We start from the raw sequence: 16,470 nt of genomic DNA on the forward strand, positions 1-16,470 counted from the left end.
CTTGCTGCCGGGACTTCCGTCATGCAGAGCCGTCCGATCGCACCCGATGCGGCTGTCATGTCTGCGATGACGGGCTCGGGATGTGCAGCTCGAAGAGATAGGCGCCTCGATTGGTGCCGACGCAGATGCGGCCGTCGGCACGGACCGCACACCCAGTGAGGTGTGAGTCGGTCCGCAGCATTGTCACCTTGGTCCCGTCCGGCAGCCAGATCCGGACCGTGTTGTCGTCACCGATGCTGACCAGCCATGAGGAATCCGGCGCGATCGCAATGCCGGTGACCGGGCTGCCGTGACCCGACAGGACAGACAGTTCCCGACCGAGCATCCGATCATAGATGCAGATGTCGTCGCCTCTCCCGACCGCCAGCCAGCTGCTGTCAGGAGCGAACGCGACTGCTCGCGCAAACTTGGTGTCATCGCCGAACTCCACAGGTACCTTCTCGCCAGTGCGCGCATCCCATAGCAATAGCGGGTGCTCGTCAGCAACCGCCAGCACCTCGCCCGTGGCAGACCACGCGACGTACGACGTATAGATCATGCCGCTGGCCGCAGCCCGCACCTGGCGCTCGGTTCCGTCCAGCGTGTCCCACACGGTCACCGATCCGTTGGCCCCGCCGGCGAGCCAGCGCCCGTCGGGAGAGAACTCGAAATGCGACGGCCGCCCGGTGCCGCCAAGTCGAGCGAGGTTGGGAAGCTGTTCGCCCGTCGCCAGACTGACAACGCTTGTGCTGCTCCAGCCCGCAAGGACGACCCGCTCGCCCGCGCTGTCGACTGTCATGGCGACGGTTCCGAGCGAACCTGGCGGTTCCCGCAGCCGGCTGAATTCGTCGGTGACGGTGTTCCTAATCCACACCTGGTCATCCTTGCGAAGCACGAGGTGTCGGCCGTCGGGAGCGACGGCGACCACCTCGGCTTGTTCGAGGGTGTCCTCAGGTTCTCCGTCAGGTGACGTCTGACCCACGTTCCATATCCGCACCGTGTCGTCATCGACGCTGGCCAGCCAACTGCCGGTCGACGCGATCGCCACTGCCTGAACCGCGGCAGTGTGGCCGGTCAGAGTGGAACGCAGGGCGCCTGAGCCTACGTCCCACACGCGCACGGTTCTGTCGCCGGCTCCGCTCACCAGCCAGGTGCCGTCCGGTGCGATCGCCACCGCGTTCACCCAGGTCCTGCGGTCGGCGAGCACGGACCGAAGTTCACACGTGGCGATATCCCACAGCTCCACCTCGCCTCCCATGGCGCCAACAGCCAGCCAGGTGCCGTCCGGCGAAATGGCCAGCGCAGTTGCGCCTCCCTCGCTGTACATCGTTGCGCGCCTTGCTCCGGTCGAAGCGTTCCAGGTCACGATCTGACCATCGTTGTCGGCGCCGGCAAGCCAGGTGCCGTCGGCGGCGATGACGATGGTGGTCAAGCGGTCGGCTCTGCTGCGGCGCAGAACCCATCGCACACCCCGCAAGATCAATGAGACCTTCTCGGCCAGCGCTCGATTACCGATGAACATCGGATGCCTGAGCCTGCGGATCTTTTTTGTGCCGACTTGCCACAGAACGATCGTCGTGTCGCCACAGGTCGCTGTCCAGGAGCCATCGGGGCTGATCGCAACGGCGTTGACTCCGCCTCGATGCTTGTACGGAGCCTGGCGCACGCGACCGGTCCTCATGTCGCGGATGGTCACGATGCCTTCGAAGTTGCCGCTGAGCACCCACGTGCCGTCCGGAGAGATCGCCACGGCCGTCGCCCAGGTGGAGTCATTTCCGCGCAGGACCCGTGGCTCATCACCGACGGCCGTGTCCCAGATCTCCACCTCGTCGACCACGTTGCCGGTGACGAGCCGCATACCATCCTGCGAGATCGCCACGCCGCACAATGACCCGGACCTGCTGGTCAGGACCCGCCGTAGCGAGGGGTGAGGGGCGTCGACCATCGGCCAGAGCGGCTCGAGCCGGGGGACATCGCGGTTGGCCAGGAACGCGGCGACTGGCGCTGACCAGCAGTCATGCGACGCCAGTCGCCGCACCAGCACATCGGCCACAGCCCAGGGCGGATCGGCGTGTGACAGGAGGTGCGCGGACTGCTCCAGCACCTGCCGTAGTAGCGCGGCACGTTCGCCTTGGACACCGGTCAGATCGGCGGCCAGTGAAGCAGCCCCGACGAGTTCGAGTTTGCGGCTGATCCACCGCAGGTCGAGGGTGAGCGCGCCATGCGCGTCGGACCGGCCAGCCTGGGCGAGATGCCAGGTCAGGTGCCGCCAGAGGTAAGTCTGCTCAGTCGGCAGAGCCCACCAGGCAGGTGCACCACCCGGTGCCGGAAGCGATGCGGCCAGGCTGTCCAGCAGCGCGCTGTTGGTGCGGCGCAGGCCCTCGGGGGTGAGCTCGGAGCGGAAGTGGTGCAGGACGACGTCGTGCAACCGCAGTGTCCGGGCGCGGACGTCGAAGCGGAACAGTGATCTGCCAGCAGCCCGTTCGATCAACTTCCTGCACTCTTCGGCGGTCATGGGGTCGCCGGTGATCTGGCTGGTCGCGGCCCACAACTGGATCACCACATCGAGCGGGATCGGCGTATCCTCGGCGAACACTCCCAGCTCGCGCAGCCGATCGTGGTCGAGTGGGGGTTGCATGTCAATACCGGCATCGATGGTGGCCTTCACCGCACGGCGACGCTGTCCCATGTCAGCGACGTCGAAGACGGCAGGCCCGTGCTCACGCAGCCGACGTAGCACCTCACCGCCGACATCGACCAGATCTGAGGCTTCCTGCGCGGCAGCAGTGCGCAGCTGACCGTTGACGTTCTCGAGAAGCAGCGCCCAGCGGCCGCAGGCTTTCACCAGTTGTGCGGCGAGCGCGACGGGCAGGCCGGGTGTTCTCCGAGTCAGCAGTGCGAGAGCCTGGTCTTCGGTCATCTGGTCGACCTTGACCTGTTCGGCTTCGGGAAGCAGGCTCGGCACGCGAGTGGTGACTAGGATCTGCCACCGGCTGTTGCCATACCGGAACGGCCTGAGCTGGTCGGGAAACCACACGTCGTCCAGCAGGAGGACGCAGTCCGAATCCTGGTCGAGTGCCCGGCACAGCGCCTTTCCGGCCTCCTCGGCGCTCTTGAAATTGAGCTGCTGGCCGGTGACTTGGGCGACGACGTCGGACAGTTCCGCAGCCAGGGCTTGGCCGCGTTTCTCCTGACCGATCTCGATGCGTACGGTGCGGCCGGGAAACTCCTTCCGGATGCGCGGGTCGTCGCAGACCATATGGGCGAGCATCGTCTTGCCGAAGCCGCCCTCACCGTGCAGGGCGGTCGTAATGGCGACGCCGTTCCTGGGTTTGCCCAGCAGCAGGCGCACTACTTCGTCGAGCTTCTCCGGGCGCGGGACGGCTTCGGCTACGAGCTGGTCGACGCTGGTGCCGGGTCTTGTGGTGCGACGGTGTGACCACTGCCAGACGAGTCGGATCCCGGAGGCGGCCGCGAGCGCCACTGCCACGAGCAGAGCCAGTACGCTCGCGGTCTGATCTGCGGCCTCGCGTCCCTGACCGACCAGCCACCAGGACAAAGCCGCCAGCAGTGCCGCCGCCGCCACGGCGACGGCTGTCGTCGTTCCCCACCCCCGCCACCGCATTGGTACATCATGGCAAGCCGCCACTTGCGACAACAGGTCCTACATGGACTGTCGGCCGAGCCCTTCGGCACGGCCGCCCAGCCTGACGGAGGAATCCCGCCCGGCGCCGAGTGGCGGCGCCGGACGAGGCGGGCAGTGGTCAGCAGCCGCCGCAGTTGTAGTAGGTGATGTCCCAGTGGTTGCCTTCGTCGGTGTAGAGGTTGCCGGCGCCGGACTTCCACTGGTAGCCCCAGCCGGAGATGTATCCGACGTAGGTGAACGTGTTCTGGATGTAGCTGCCGATGCAGCTGTACTTGCTGATGTCGACCTTGTAGCCGTTCCAGTGGCTGTAGGTGCCGCCGGCGTGGCCGGTCTCGGTGCCGGCGGTGATGTTGATGGCGCAGCCGCTGGCGGATTTGAGGGTCTTGACGCCGCTGATGGTGGTCTGGCGGATCTGGTCGAAGGAGGTGCAGCTGGCGACGTTGCGGTTGGAGCAGCCGCCGCTGGAGGACCAGGTGATGCCGGCGGCGCTGAGCTGGGAGGCGGCCTGGGCGTGGGTGAGGAACGTGGCGGCGTGGGCGGGGCTGGCGAACGCGAGGACCACGGCGACGGCGGTGGCGCCGAGGACGGTGATCCCGCGGCGGACGGTACGGAGCATGGGGGTCTCCCGGGGGGCTGGAGTTAATTGCCATCCGTTCTGGAACGGAGGAAGACTTCCTACCACACAATCGACGTATGTCGCTAGATGCCCGACACCCACCACGTCGGCACACGACGCGTGAGTGCGCCGATCCGCAGGCCGCGCGGATCGGCGCACTCACGTGCGGGCGTCAGCCCAGGCGCCACTGCTGGTTGCCGCCCAGCGGGTTGCCGCAGTCCCAGATCTGCAGCCGGGTGCCGTTGGCGGTGCCGAGCTCGACGGCGTCCAGGCACTTGCCGGAGTTCGGGTTGACGATGGAGCCGTTGCTGTTGACCACCCACTGCTGGGCGCCGTTGTTCAGGCAGGTCCACAGCTGCACGACGCTGCCGTTGGCGGTGCGGCCGCCGGAGACGTCCAGGCACTTGCCCGAGTCGACGCTGACGAACGTGTTCCCGACGCGGCGCCACTGCTGGTTGCCGTTGTTGGGGAAGCAGTCGTACAGCTGCACCGGGGTGCCGTCGGTCTTGCCCCAGCCGGCCACGTCGACGCACCGGTTGGACGCGACGCCGCGGATCACCGAGACGCCGCCGCTGCCGCCGCCGGCGGCGTTGCCGTTGACGTTGAAGTCGAACAGGTTCACGGCCAGGCCCGCTCCCCCGATCCACGGCTCGAAGCCCGCCTGCACGCTGGTCATGTACCAGGCGGTGCTGATCTTCCCGCGGGACACGGAGTCGTCGATGAACGCCTTGAGGCTGAAGTTCGGGAACGCGTTGTTCGGCACGGTGCGCACGTACGAGATGACGTTCCAGCCGATGTTGCCGAACCAGACGTCCCAGGTGCCGCCTTCGAGGTTGACGGTGGCGATCCTGCTGCCGATCGGCTGCGGGCGGCCGCGGTGGTTCGTCCAGATCATGACCTCGGCGCCGTAGTTCTGGCCGGGCGGGTTCGGGCTGGCGTCGAACCAGATGTCGAAGGCGGTGTCCCACTCGCCGGAGTTCGGGGTGCTGATGTTGAAGGTGGCGCGGGGGTTGCTCAGCGCGCTGACCCGGGCGGGCAGGCCACTGTTGACCGTGCAGGCGCCGTAGTGGCAGCCGGCGTAGATCGACGGGTACGAGGCCGGCGGCCCGTTGGTCGCGTTGTTGTGGTCGGCCTGTGTGACGGTGAACCCGGCGTTGGAAACGTCGATGCACTGGGTGGTGCTGGCACCCCAGCGGTTGTTCTGCACGATGTACTTGCCGCCCTGGACCGTGGCGGTGCCGTACTGGTCGCAGATGACCGGGGCGGCGGCGGCCGGGCTGGCTGCCACGGTCAGCAGGCAGGCCGCCGCGGCGGTGCCTAGCGCGGCCGCCAGGGCGAGTGGGCGGAGTCGCCACTGCATAGGTGTACTCCCTAGGAGCGGAGGAATGCGCCGCGGGCAACGGCGCGCCCGTATGGGAGGGCTCCCATGGGCTCATCCTGGCAGCGTACGCACGTGTCGACATACCTCAATTGATTTCGAAACCCGTTGCCCGATCGCCGGGTCGCGAAAGGACGCGGGGCGGCACCGCGATGGTGCCGCCCCGTCGTCCGCCGATCCCGGTGCGGCTACCGCCAGTTCTGGTTGGACTGGACCGGGCTGCCGCAGGTCCAGATGATCATCTGGGTGCCGTTGGCGGTGCCCCAGCCGTCGGCGTCCAGGCACTTGCCCGACGCCGGGTTCACGATGTTGCCGTTGCCGTTGATGGTCCACTTCTGCGCGCCGTTGCCCAGGCAGGTCCAGAGCTGCACGAGCGTGCCGTTGGGGGTGCCGCCGCCCGCGACGTCCAGGCACTTGCCCGAGTTCGTGTTGACCAGCGAACCGTCGGACGCCACGCGCCACTGCTGCGCCGTGTTGCCCAGGCAGTCCCACAGCTGCACCTTGGTGCCGTCGGCGGTGCGGCCGCCCGACACGTCCAGGCAGCGGTTCGACCCCACGTTGACGAACGTGCGCACCGGCACCGCGCCGCAGCCCGTCGTGAAGCCGCGATCGGCCAGGCCCTGGCAGAACGAGGTCCTCGCCCCGCTGTAGTGCGACAGCTTGCCGTCGACGAACCAGGTCGAGTTGACCGGGAAGTCGAAGCTGCCGTCGTCGACGCCGTCCCAGCCGTACCGGAAGTCGAGGTTGATGTAGACGGCCGCCTTGATCACGTTGGACAGGTCGTAGCTGCCCGACAGGTTCGGGATCGGGCCGTTGTAGCTCATCAGGCTGAACAGGCGCCGCACCCAGGTGTCGCCGCGCGACGCCTCCAGGCCGGAGGTGTTGCCGCCGTCGTCGGTGAAGTTCATCATCCCCGACTCCGACACGATCATCGGCTTGCCGTGGTCCTTGGCGAACTTCATCATCTTCAGCACGTTGCCGTCGTGGTCCCAGTTGCGCCAGACCGCGGCGTCGTTGCCGTTGGCGTCCTTGCCGATGTACGCGTTGCGGCACTGTAGGGCACCGGTGTCGTAGTTCTGCGGCGGCGTGCCGTTGTACAGGTAGCCGTTGTCGTAGATCGGCATGCACAGCTCGTGCGCGAAGACCGACACCCCGATCCAGTCGACCACCGCGACACCCGGGTAGAGCTTCTCGTACTCGCCCCGGACCGGGTGGAAGACGTAGGTCACGTTGTCGGCGGCCTTCGCCCCGTTGATCAGGCTGCGCAGCCGGGCGAACGCGTTCTTGTACGACGAGCAGGTGCTGTCGGTGCAGTGGTAGAAGCTGGACACCTCGTAGTCCAGGCGCAGGAAGAACTTCGCCTGCGGGTACGCGTTCATGAAGTTGATCAGGGTCGTGAACTGCGACGCGTACTGCCCGTTGGCGAGCTCCTGGGTGACCGCGCGGGACCGGGCCGCCTTGGCGTTCTCATCGCCACCGGTGAAGCCGGGCGGGTTGTCCTTCCAGCTGATGCCGACCTGGATCATCTTGCCCTGCTGGGCCAGCGCGGTCGCGTAGTCGCGGTGGCCGTTGTTGACCCAGGTGCCGGACTTGACCTCGTAGTAGACCGAGCCGCCCTCCGGCGGGGCGGCGAACGACGTGTAGTCGTTCCAGGAGGACTGGGTGGACTGCCCGATGAACAGCAGCCTGCCGTTGGCGGGTGCGAAGGTCGCGGCACCGGCCGACGCGGCGGGACCGGCCACGACGAGGGCACCGGCGACCAGCAGCGCGCTGGCCAGGTGGATGGCGAGACGTCTCATGGGAACCTTCCGAGCGGGAGCGTGGATGGTGCCGCCAGGTTAAGAACGCACATCCTGAAAAACCGCCGGTTTTCGATACATCGAATCGTCGGCGCGCACGGGGCAGCGGCGTTCGGGATCCGGGCCCAGAATGTGCGCCATGGACTCGGCTTCACTAAACCTGCTCCCCGGCGAGCAGGTCCTGTGGCAGGGCAGCCCGATCCGGCACCGCCTCGTGTGGCCGCCGGACGCCCTCCTCATCCCGTTCAGCATCGTCTGGTGCGGCTTCGCCGTGTTCATGGAGGCGTCGGCGGTGGCAGACGGCGCCCCGGGCTTCTTCGCGATCTGGGGCGCGATGTTCGTCGCGGTCGGCGGCTACCTGGTGGTCGGCCGCTTCGTCGTGCGCGCCGTGGTCTCCCGGCGTATCCGCTTCGCGGTCACCGAGCACCGGGTGATCGTGATCGGCGGGCTGACCGGCGGGCGGGCCGAATCCACCTATCTGGACGCGCTGCCCCCGCCGGTCATCAGCGAGCGCCCCGACGGCAGCGGCACCCTCGCCTTCGGCGCGATGCCGAGCATCGGCGACATGTTCTCGGGCGCCATGAGCCGCCGGCAGTCGTGGCGGATGTGGTCTCCCCACCCGAGCGCCACCCCGCTGCTGGCCGACGTCCCCGACGTACGCCGGGCGCGCGACCTGATCGCCCACGCCCAGCTCCAGTCCCGGCGCGGAAAATGACGATGCGTCGTCCCGGCCGCAGCAGCGGCCGGGACGACGCCGATCCGGCTCAGCGCCGTGCTCAGTGCCAGTCGCTGATCTGCAGGTCCACCGGGGAGGGCGCGCCCTGCCCGGTCTCCAGCAGCTGCTTGAGGCTGAGCAGGTACGTCGCCCACTTGGTGCTGCAGTGGTACATGAACTCGACCTGGTCAGCCCAGCCCCGGTGCTCGAACAGCACGATGGTGTAGTCGCCGTCCTGGCGCAGGTCAAAGCTGACGTGCGTGCCGATCCACTCGGCCGGGCCGTCGACGACCTCCCACTTCACCCGCTTACCGGGCACCAGCTCGACCACCTTCATGTCGAAGCCGCCGGGCGGGAAGCGGAACGCGATCACGCCGCCGGTCTCGGTGTCCCCCGTGGTGTCGCGAGTCCACCACGCCGAGAGTCCGTCGATCGTGGTCAGGGCCTGGTAGACGTCGTCCGGCGACGCCTTCTCGACCCCGATGCGGTGCAGGATGTCCGCCATTCGCCTGTCCTTCCCCCGTGTGCGCCCTCGACTTGCCCAGGGCGCACGGATTTCTCCCACCGCGCGGTGCGCGGCGAGCTCTGCGGTGTTTCAGCGGGCGCTCAGGCGTCGCGCTGGCGCTGGATCGCCTCGGCGATCCGCTTGATGCGCTGAAGACGTGCGTCCCAGCTCGAACCGACCGCGGCCAGCTGCGCCACGGCGCGGGCCAGCTGCGCCTGGTCGACCTGGTAGCGGCGCTCCCGCCCGGCCGTGGTCCCGCGGACGAGCCCGACCTGGTCCAGCACGAGCAGGTGCTTGGCCACGGCCTGCCGGGTCACCGGCAGCTGCTCGCTGAGCGAGGTGGCGGTGCCCCCGCCGGCGGCCAGCAGCAGGTCGAGCATCCGCCGCCGGGTGGGGTCGCCGATCGCCGACCAGAGATCGTCGTCGACCTCGGTCGCGGTCATCACGTCGTCGCCAGCCTGGTGATGTAGTCCGCCAGCCGGGGCACGAACCGGTTCCAGCCCTCGATGTGCTCGTTGTAGGCCGCCTCCAGTACGGCGATCTCCCAGCCCCGTTCCCGGAACCCGGTCTCGGTCATCCGCACGGTCGTGCCGTTGTCGGTCGGCACGAGGTCGAAGGTGACCAGGAACGAGTTCGACTCGTCGGGTACGGCGTCGGCGTCGTACACCCAGCGGAACGAGAACCGCCGCGGCGGCTCCGCCTCGACCACCGTCATCGGGACGACCATTGCCGGAACCCCGTCGTCGCCGTGCCAGATCAGCTCCCCCACCGCGCCGGGCACGGGGTCGAGCTTGACGTCGTCGGGCCACCACTCGCGCAGGTGCTCCGGGCGGCTGACGACGTCGTAGACGATGTCCGGTGACGCCTCCACGTGGATCTCGCGCTCGATGATGCCGTACTCCATGTCGCCCCACTCTCATCGCGCAACCATCGGTTGCTCATAAGCCTAGATCGAGTCGGCCCAACACGCAACCATAAGTTGCACGAGGGTGGTCCGCCCGGTCCGTCACCCGTTCCGGGGGCGGCGGGCGATCGTCAGGATGTGGGTGGTCGGCCAGTCCAGCGGGGTGCCGTCGCTGTCAGCCAGGGCCGCGACCGGGGCAAGCCGGTTGTCGATCAGCCAGTCGTTGCGGATCGGCGCCGAGGCGGCGTCGATCTCGAAGCCCGCCTCGGCCAGCAGGTCGGCCCACTCGGTGAACCCGAGGCCGCAGAACTGCTCCTTCGTCTCCGACAGCCAGTTGTCGGTGTAGTCCTTGCGGGTCAGGTAGTCCATCGCCGAGCCGAGCTCAAGCCGCACGGACCCGTCCGCGAGCGCCTCGTACGGGAACGGGAACGCGAAGTCGACCGCGAACTGGTCCAGCCGCGCCCGCGTGGACAGCGCGCCGACGTGCTCGGCGACCTCGGCGGAGGTGAGCTCGGCGAGGTCGTGCCGGGGCGAGCCGGGGTTGTCGCCGTCGTCGTCGGCCAGCCGCAGGAGCACCGGGCGGCGGCGGTCGGCGGGGCCGCACACGTCGCTGTTGATCCATACGCCGCCGGGGACGGTGTGGTCGTGGATGCGGCGGGCGAACTGGAGCAGCGACTCGCGCTGCCGGCCGTACGACCAGATCTCGTGGGTCAGGGCGAAGGTGAGCGTGGTGTCCACCGACCGGTCCTTGAAGATCGCGCCACCGAGCACGTTGCGCTGGAAGAAGTAGACGTTGGCGTTGCTGAAGAAACCCTGCGCCTTCTTGTGGACGCACTCCTGGTAGAGGTGGCGGGCGACCTCGACGCCGATGAGGTCGCTCTCGCGCAGGCCCGCTTCGCGGTCGGCCAGTTCCAGGACGGCCCCCGCACCGCAGCCGATGTCGACGATGCGGCCGGGCTGCACGTACTGGCGCACGGCCGCCCACTTGCGCTCGGCGGCGTCGGCGAACGCCTCCGCGTAGGTCCGGTAGTCGCGGGTGGCGGTGAGGCCGCCCTCGTCCCCGACGACGGGGTCGTTGACGACCGATCGAACCGTGTCGACCAGGCAGTATCGCTCGTACACGTCGATCGTGGCCGGGTGGGCCAGGTCGCGCCAGCTCTCGTCGCCCTCGGCCAGGCGCAGCAGCACGTCCCACGGCCGTTCGGGGGCGGCGGGCAGGTCGGGGTCCGCTTCCACCTGGGCGATCGCGAAGCCGAGCTGCTCGTAGAGCTTGGCGACCTGCGGGGTGGAGCAGGCGACCAGGGTGTCGTCGGGGGTCAGTTCGAGCCCGGTGGCGACCGTGATCGTCTTCAGCGTGACCTCGGCGAAGGCGTCGGTGGGCGCGGTGTCGAAGATCGGCACGACCATCGAGCGGAGCCCGCTCAGCACGCTGAGCCGCTCGATCGCTGCCTCGCGGCGGTGGTACGGCACCGGGTTGCGCTTGGTGTTCTCGTGGTTGGCCGAGGTCACCGCCCAGATGATCGTGGCGCCGTCGGCGGCGAGCCGGTGCAGGTAGTCGGCCTGGAAGCGGGTCAGCAGGTGGTGGCGGCCGGGGAAGAGCACGAAGCGGTACATCATGATCACCTTCCACGCGGCGCCGGCCCCCGGCGCGAGCCGCGATCATACCCGCGCCGCCGAGCAGGTCCAGCCACTCGCGCGGCGGGACGGGCCGGCACCGTCCTGGTGGGCGGCACCGGCCCGCCGCCCCCCTAGACCCCCGGCCCGGCGAGGTCCGCGACCGGGCCGTACCGGGTGTACGCGGCACCCCGGTGGCGGGCCCAGGCCAGGTCGCCGTACGACCAGTGCCACGGCCGGTCCGGGTCGCCGACCAGGCCCGCCGCCACCAGTGCGGCGCCCAGCCGCGCGGCCGTAGCGGCGTCCATCACCACGGTGGCACCGTCGCCGGTGCACATCCGCAGGTCGGCGGCGGCTCCGGTGTGGTGCAGCCAGACCGGGCAGCGACCGGACACGACCAGCAGCCGCATCCCGATCGGCAGCAGGGTCTGGGCGGTGACCAGGCGATCGGCTACCCCGACCCGGACCAGTGCGGCGGCGACAGCCGGGTCCACCAGCAGCGCCTCCTGGTGCCGCAGGTCGACCAGCGGCTCACCGCACTCGCGCACCTCGACGGCCGGGCCCTGGTCGTCCTGTGACGGTTGCGTCATCTTGCCTCCATATCTGCTCCTTCCGGACCACGGCGGCGGTGCCGGTGACGAGGTCACCGGCACCGCCGCGTTCTCCGTACTCCTCCGGGTCGGTCCCGGAAGACCTGCGCCCGCCGTCAGACGACGACGGCCTGGCTGTCCTGACCGTTGCCGTCCCAGTCGCCGATCACCGGCACCTCGTTGGCGCCGTCGCCGTAGCCGATCGACTCGGTGTTCTCGATGGCGCTGGTCACGGCGCCGGTCCGGAAGTAGAACGTGCCGCCCATACGCACCCCGATGTTGTCCTTGCCGTCGCCGTCCCAGTCGCCGACCAGCGGGACCGAGTACGGGTCGCCGTACACGACGGTGGCGTTGGGCAGGTAGAACGTCATGTTCGAGGGGCGGTACACGGCGACGTCGTCGCGGCCGTCGCCGTCGAAGTCACCGATGATCGGCGTGTCGTTGCCGTTGCCGTACACGATCACCGCGGTGGTCTCGGTGGCGCTGGTCACCGGGCTGGTACGCAGCGCGAAGTTGCCGCCCATGCGCACCCCGACGTTGTCCTTGCCGTCGCCGTCCCAGTCACCGACCACCGGCACCGAGTAGGCGTTGCCGTAGACGAACTGGTACTGCGCCGCGCCCGTCTGCGGGGTGTTGCTGATGTAGAACCTGCCGGTGGAGGGGTCGTACGAGCTGGGGGTGTCGATGCCGTCACCGTCCCAGTCGCCCGCGATCGGGATCATCGGGCTGTTGCCGTAGGCGATGACCGGCCTGGTGTTGACGTGCGACGTCCGGCTGTCCGACTCCAGGAAGCTCAGGACCCCGAGGTTCGCGCCGCCCAGGTCGTCGATGATGTTCTTGTAGCGGAAGGCGCTGTAGTTGACGGCGGTGTGGCTGTCGATGGTGCCCGAGGTGAGGCTCGCCGAGTTGTACTTGATGTTGTCACTGCCGAACGAGTAGTACTCGAAGTTCGGGTAGGACGGCGCCCACTGGACGAACAGCACCACGTGGCCGCTCGAACCGGAGCCGCCCCAGGTGAGGATGTCGCCCGGCTGGAGCTTGTTCTTCGCGATCGGCACCGAGTAGCCCGAACTGCCGAGGTTGACCGAGTCGGGGTCGGAGTTCAGGTGCCACGCCATGTCGATCAGACCGGAGCAGTCGCGCCGGTACTGCCGGCTGTGGGCCTGGTCCCACTTGTCCCGCATGGTGGTGTCGTAGTCGACCGGGTTGGTGCTCTTCCAGTACGCGGCGCGGCTGATCACCTCCGATCGGGTGATGGGGCTGCCGAGGGTGGAGGCCGCGTGGGCCGCGGTCGGGGTGGTGGCCGAGCCGGCCACGGCCGCCGCCGCGCCGACCGCCGCCGCCACGGCCACCGCGAGTGAACCGGAGATCAGACGGTGGAGTTTCATGGTGTTCCCTTCATCGCCGGGAGGTGCTCGCCCTTGCGATGAAAGATTCGAACGGACCGATGAAACTGCTCTGAAAACTCGCTGCGGCGCCCTTTCAGCGCACCTATATCTCGGCCGTGAGCTCGTCGAACTCCCGTGCGCCGTGGTCCCGGAAGGTCTTGACCGCCTTCGCCCGCAGGGCCGCGGCCACATCGGACTCGCCGCGGGCCTCGTGCAGCAGTGCCAGGTCGCGTTCGGTGCGCCCCTGCCACAGCGGCACGTCCATCTGCTCGCACTGCCTCAGCGCCGCCGCCAGCAGCAGGTATGCCTCGTCCAGGCGGCCTTCGGCCAGGTGCAGCTCACCGACGGTGCGCAGCGTGACGGCGTGGCCCAACCGGTCACCCATGGCGTCGCAGACCGTCAGCACATGCTCCAGCTGCGCCAGCACCCCGTCGGACTCGCCCCGGCGCAACCGGGCCTTGGCCAGCGCCCGGACGGCATACGCCTCCATCAGGGCGTCGCCCAGCCCGCCGAGGATCGCGCGCGCCCGCAGCGCCGTCGCCACGGCCTGGTCGTAGTCGCCCACCGCCCGGTGGTACATGCTCATCGTGCGCAGCGTCAGCGCCTCGCCCCGCTGGCTGCCCGCCCGCTCGTACGCGGCCAGCGCCTCGTGCAGATCCGACCGCACCCGGGGGTAGTCGCCGCGTTCCAGCCGCACCGAACCGGCCAGCCGGTGCAGGTGGCCGACGGCCACGTCGTCGCCGAGCTCACGCACCAGGTCGCCACCCTGGTCGAGGAAGTGCAGCGCCTCCACCAGGCGGCCGGCCTCCCGGCATCCGGCGCCCAGCCCGATCAGCGCCACCGCCATGCCGCGCCCGTCCGGCGGTCCCGGAAGACCGCCAGCGCCTCGGTGAACTGCTGCCGGGCCTCCGGGAACCGGTCCTGCAGGTAGCGCAGGTGCCCGAGCTCCGCCAGCATGACCGCCTCGCCGTGCCGGTCCCCCGCGCGCACGGCCGCGGCCAGCGCCGCCTGGTTGATCCGCTCCCGGGCCGCGAACCGGTTGACGCCGAGGAACGACGGCCCCAGCCGGGCCGAGGCGAACTGGCAGACCAGGTCGTGCAGACCGAGCACCGCCGCTCGCTCCAACCCCACCACCAGCGCGGTGTGCTCCAGATCGAACCACGTGTGCGGCGCGGACCGCACCTGTGCCAGCAGCCGCGCCGCCATCGGCCTTGCCTGCACCACCGGCCGCAGCCAGCCGATCGCATCCGACGGCGCGTCGGTCGTGACCTGGTCGGCCAGCATGAGCCAGCCGCCCAGCACCCGGCTCACCGCCGCCGACAGGTCCTCGGCCGGTTCCTCGGCCTCGGCGCGCTCGCGCGCGAACACCCGCACCAGCCCGTGCAGCCGGTATCGCAGCTGCCCCAGCTCGTCGACGTGGCTGAAGTCCACCAGGTGCGCGTCCACCAGCTGCTCGACCACGTCCTCGGCAGCAGACTCCGCCGTATCGGTCAGCCACGCCGCAATCCACGACGAGAACTCCGGCACGCCCAGGTGACCCAGCCGCCGCAGCGTCCGCCGCGCCGCCTCCCCCAGGCTGCGGTAACTCAGTTCGAACCCGGCCCGGACCTGGAGGTCGGCGATGGTCAGCTCGTCCAGGCGGCGCTGCTCGTCGGCCAGCCGGTCGGCCAGCAGCCCCAGCGGCCAGCGCTGCCGGGTGGCCAGCCGGGCACCGGCGATGCAGATCGCCAGCGGCAGGTGACCGCACAGGTCGGCGATCGCCAGCGCCGCGTCGGGCTCGGCCACCACCCGGTCCGCGCCCGCGATCCGGCCCAGCAGTTCGAGCGCCTCTCCCGGATCGAGCACGTCGAGGTCGATCCGCCGGGCCCCGGACAGGCCGCCGAGCCGGTTGCGGGCGGTGACCAGCACCGCGCAGCCCGGCTCGCCCGGCAGCAGCGGCCGGATCTGTTGCTCGTCGGCGGCGTCGTCCAGCACCAGCAGCACCCGCCGCCCGGCCAGCAGCCCGCGGAACAGCTCCGCCCGTTCCGCGGCCGACGCGGGCACGGCCGTGAAGTCGACCCCGAGCGCGCGCAGCATCCGCCCCAGCACCTCGCCGGGCTCAGCCGGGGTGTCGCTCATCCCGCGCAGCTCGGCATACAGCTGGCCGTCGGGAAAGGACGCCTTCACCTGGTGGGCGACGTGCACGGCCAGGGCCGACTTGCCGCTGCCGCCCCGCCCGGCGATGACCTGGACGCCGGGCCCCGCGGCCGGCGCGAGGGCGGCGAGCAGGGCCTCGGTCTGGTCCGCGCGTCCGGTGAAGTCCGCCGGGGCGACCGGCAGCTGCGCGGGCGCCGCCTTCGGCGCCCGCTCCGGTGGGGACGCGGACACCAGCGACGGGTCGCCGCGCAGGATCGCGCGGTGCAGCGCGGCCAGCTCCGGGCCGGGATCGACGCCGAGCTCCTCGCTCAGGGCGTCGCGGCCCTGCTGGTACGCCGCCAGCGCGTCGGACTGGCGGCCGGCCGCGTACAGGGCGGTCATGTACTGGCCGCGCAGCCGCTCGTTGGTCGGGTGGCGGGCCACCAGGGCGGCCAGCTCGGCCACGACCTGGCCGTGCCGCCCCAGCACGAGATCGGCGGCGACCCGCTGCTCGGTCGCCGCCGTGCGCAGCTGCTCCAGCCGGTCGGCCTCACCGGCCAGCAGCGAGGCGCCCAGACCCGCCAGGGCCGGGCCCCGCCACAGCGCCAGCGCGGCCGTCAGCAGCTCGGAGACCTCCTCGGCGGCGTCGGTCCGGCGGGCCTCGGCCAGCAGCCGCTCGAACGTGTAGGCGTCCAGCGACTCGGGCACGACCTCGGCCAGGTAGCCCGGCGCCCTCGTGACGATCACCGCGTCGCCGCCGTGGCCGGCCAGCGCCTGGCGCAGCGATCGGACGTAGGTGTGGATCGCGGCTTTGGCGGTCTCGGGCGGGTCCTCCGGCCACAGGATGTCGATCAGCCGCGTCAGGGGCACGACCCGCCCGTGTTCCAGCAGCAGCGCGGCCAGCAGCGTCTGCGGCTTGGTGCCGCCCAGCGGCACCTGGGCCCCGTCGGCCGAGACCTCGACCGGTCCGAGCAGCCGGTATTCCATCGCATTCCCCCGTCCGCGACATGTCATCGACGCTCACCTCACGACGAGCGAAGATCACACGGCAGCACGCGGGCCGGGCCGTCCCCTCGTGACGACGCCCGTCGACGGCACCCGGCCCCAGTGGCCGGACGCGTCACACCGGTTGCCTTGCCATGCAGTTGTTACATCCCCCGTCGCGACACCACCGTACCCGACGATCGCCCAATATGGACTGTGCGGCGTACAGCCCGCCGA

General features: G+C 69.9%; 13 protein-coding genes. 1 reads left to right on the forward strand and 12 read right to left on the reverse strand.

What is annotated here, in order from left to right:
- Positions 1–55 precede the first annotated feature (55 nt).
- The 4 genes from Cs7R123_RS04535 to Cs7R123_RS39990 all read right to left on the reverse strand — a co-directional run bounded on the left by Cs7R123_RS04535 (position 56) and on the right by Cs7R123_RS39990 (position 7,418).
- On the reverse strand, positions 56–3,604 hold the full coding sequence (locus Cs7R123_RS04535; protein ID WP_212823644.1) for an NB-ARC domain-containing protein: 3,549 nt from the start codon (positions 3,602–3,604) through the stop codon (positions 56–58).
- Positions 3,605–3,743: 139 nt separating this feature from the next.
- Positions 3,744–4,241, reverse strand: a complete 498-nt coding sequence (locus Cs7R123_RS04540) for a hypothetical protein (RefSeq protein WP_212823646.1) — start codon at positions 4,239–4,241, stop codon at positions 3,744–3,746.
- A 172-nt stretch (positions 4,242–4,413) separates the two neighbouring features.
- A complete protein-coding gene (locus Cs7R123_RS04545; protein ID WP_212823648.1) occupies positions 4,414–5,601 on the reverse strand; it encodes an RICIN domain-containing protein in 1,188 nt (395 codons plus the stop codon).
- Positions 5,602–5,807: 206 nt separating this feature from the next.
- Positions 5,808–7,418 (reverse strand): ricin-type beta-trefoil lectin domain protein, encoded by a 1,611-nt coding sequence (locus tag Cs7R123_RS39990; protein ID WP_244871609.1) that lies wholly within the window; start codon positions 7,416–7,418, stop codon positions 5,808–5,810.
- Between the two features lie 139 nt (positions 7,419–7,557).
- Here Cs7R123_RS39990 and Cs7R123_RS04555 point away from each other — a divergent pair, with 139 nt between their 5' ends.
- Complete coding sequence (locus tag Cs7R123_RS04555; RefSeq protein WP_212823651.1) at positions 7,558–8,133, forward strand: hypothetical protein; 576 nt, start codon at positions 7,558–7,560, stop codon at positions 8,131–8,133.
- A gap of 61 nt (positions 8,134–8,194) precedes the next feature.
- Here Cs7R123_RS04555 and Cs7R123_RS04560 read toward each other — a convergent pair whose 3' ends face one another.
- The 8 genes from Cs7R123_RS04560 to Cs7R123_RS04595 form a co-directional block, all read right to left on the reverse strand.
- Positions 8,195–8,638 (reverse strand): SRPBCC domain-containing protein, encoded by a 444-nt coding sequence (locus Cs7R123_RS04560; protein WP_212823653.1) that lies wholly within the window; start codon positions 8,636–8,638, stop codon positions 8,195–8,197.
- A 101-nt stretch (positions 8,639–8,739) separates the two neighbouring features.
- Positions 8,740–9,081 (reverse strand): metalloregulator ArsR/SmtB family transcription factor, encoded by a 342-nt coding sequence (locus tag Cs7R123_RS04565; RefSeq protein ID WP_212823654.1) that lies wholly within the window; start codon positions 9,079–9,081, stop codon positions 8,740–8,742.
- Positions 9,081–9,542 (reverse strand): SRPBCC domain-containing protein, encoded by a 462-nt coding sequence (locus Cs7R123_RS04570; RefSeq protein WP_212823656.1) that lies wholly within the window; start codon positions 9,540–9,542, stop codon positions 9,081–9,083. Before Cs7R123_RS04570 ends, Cs7R123_RS04565 begins: the two co-directional genes overlap by 1 nt.
- A gap of 102 nt (positions 9,543–9,644) precedes the next feature.
- Positions 9,645–11,156 (reverse strand): methyltransferase domain-containing protein, encoded by a 1,512-nt coding sequence (locus Cs7R123_RS04575; RefSeq protein ID WP_244871610.1) that lies wholly within the window; start codon positions 11,154–11,156, stop codon positions 9,645–9,647.
- Positions 11,157–11,290: 134 nt separating this feature from the next.
- Positions 11,291–11,746 (reverse strand): hypothetical protein, encoded by a 456-nt coding sequence (locus Cs7R123_RS04580; protein ID WP_212823661.1) that lies wholly within the window; start codon positions 11,744–11,746, stop codon positions 11,291–11,293.
- Positions 11,747–11,862: 116 nt separating this feature from the next.
- Positions 11,863–13,134: a hypothetical protein gene (locus Cs7R123_RS04585; protein ID WP_212823662.1), complete on the reverse strand. Its 1,272-nt coding sequence runs from the start codon at positions 13,132–13,134 to the stop codon at positions 11,863–11,865.
- Positions 13,135–13,237: 103 nt separating this feature from the next.
- Positions 13,238–13,981 carry a hypothetical protein gene (locus Cs7R123_RS04590; protein WP_212823664.1) on the reverse strand — a complete coding sequence of 248 codons (744 nt, stop codon included), beginning with the start codon at positions 13,979–13,981 and terminating at the stop codon, positions 13,238–13,240.
- Complete coding sequence (locus Cs7R123_RS04595; RefSeq protein ID WP_212823666.1) at positions 13,966–16,236, reverse strand: AfsR/SARP family transcriptional regulator; 2,271 nt, start codon at positions 16,234–16,236, stop codon at positions 13,966–13,968. Before Cs7R123_RS04595 ends, Cs7R123_RS04590 begins: the two co-directional genes overlap by 16 nt.
- Between the last annotated feature and the right edge of the window lie 234 nt (positions 16,237–16,470).

This window comes from Catellatospora sp. TT07R-123, from assembly GCF_018327705.1.
Taxonomy (GTDB): Bacteria; Actinomycetota; Actinomycetes; order Mycobacteriales; family Micromonosporaceae; genus Catellatospora.

Coding starts and splice junctions, on each gene's coding strand:
- Cs7R123_RS04570 (WP_212823656.1), bottom strand. CDS start 9,542: ATGGAGTACGGCATCATCGAGCGCGAGATCCACGTGGAGGCGTCACCG.
- Cs7R123_RS04555 (WP_212823651.1), top strand. CDS start 7,558: ATGGACTCGGCTTCACTAAACCTGCTCCCCGGCGAGCAGGTCCTGTGG.
- Cs7R123_RS04575 (WP_244871610.1), bottom strand. CDS start 11,156: ATGTACCGCTTCGTGCTCTTCCCCGGCCGCCACCACCTGCTGACCCGC.
- Cs7R123_RS04590 (WP_212823664.1), bottom strand. CDS start 13,981: ATGGCGGTGGCGCTGATCGGGCTGGGCGCCGGATGCCGGGAGGCCGGC.
- Cs7R123_RS04540 (WP_212823646.1), bottom strand. CDS start 4,241: ATGCTCCGTACCGTCCGCCGCGGGATCACCGTCCTCGGCGCCACCGCC.
- Cs7R123_RS04560 (WP_212823653.1), bottom strand. CDS start 8,638: ATGGCGGACATCCTGCACCGCATCGGGGTCGAGAAGGCGTCGCCGGAC.
- Cs7R123_RS04595 (WP_212823666.1), bottom strand. CDS start 16,236: ATGGAATACCGGCTGCTCGGACCGGTCGAGGTCTCGGCCGACGGGGCC.
- Cs7R123_RS04545 (WP_212823648.1), bottom strand. CDS start 5,601: ATGCAGTGGCGACTCCGCCCACTCGCCCTGGCGGCCGCGCTAGGCACC.
- Cs7R123_RS04585 (WP_212823662.1), bottom strand. CDS start 13,134: ATGAAACTCCACCGTCTGATCTCCGGTTCACTCGCGGTGGCCGTGGCG.
- Cs7R123_RS04565 (WP_212823654.1), bottom strand. CDS start 9,081: ATGACCGCGACCGAGGTCGACGACGATCTCTGGTCGGCGATCGGCGAC.
- Cs7R123_RS04580 (WP_212823661.1), bottom strand. CDS start 11,746: ATGACGCAACCGTCACAGGACGACCAGGGCCCGGCCGTCGAGGTGCGC.
- Cs7R123_RS39990 (WP_244871609.1), bottom strand. CDS start 7,418: ATGAGACGTCTCGCCATCCACCTGGCCAGCGCGCTGCTGGTCGCCGGT.
- Cs7R123_RS04535 (WP_212823644.1), bottom strand. CDS start 3,604: ATGCGGTGGCGGGGGTGGGGAACGACGACAGCCGTCGCCGTGGCGGCG.